This is a genomic window from Candidatus Thiosymbion oneisti (assembly GCF_004359955.1).
Lineage (GTDB): Bacteria > Pseudomonadota > Gammaproteobacteria > Chromatiales > Chromatiaceae > Thiosymbion > Thiosymbion oneisti.
Genome location: NZ_SMSC01000179.1, coordinates 1 through 320, shown reverse-complemented (window position 1 = coordinate 320; position 320 = coordinate 1). Strand labels below are relative to the sequence as shown.

At 64.4% G+C, this 320-nt stretch carries 1 pseudogene; it reads right to left on the bottom strand.

The features are described 5' to 3' along the window. Window positions 1-320, bottom strand: a pseudogene (gene gltD / locus E1958_RS19900) (glutamate synthase); the annotation flags it as partial.

Sequence of the window (320 nt, the reverse complement as noted above, 5' to 3'; positions counted from 1 at the left end):
TTGTCGATGATGGCGCATTCGATGGTTTTGATGGTGACCGGGGTGTCGTGCAGGTTGAGGGTGCAGGCGGCTTCGCAGGGGGCGGGGCAGATGCGGCCGGTGAACTCCGGGAAGTTGTTGGTGGTGTGCAGCACCTCGATGGCCGCCTGCCAATCGCTCCGGTACACCAAGTCGTTCCAGTCGGGGATCAGGTTGTCCACCGGACAGCCTTGGTGGCAGTAGGGGATGCCGCAGTCCATGCAGCGGGCGCCCTGGGTGCTCAGGTCCGTGTCGGCGAGGGGGATGAGGAATTCTCGGTAGTGGACGACGCGATCGGCGGT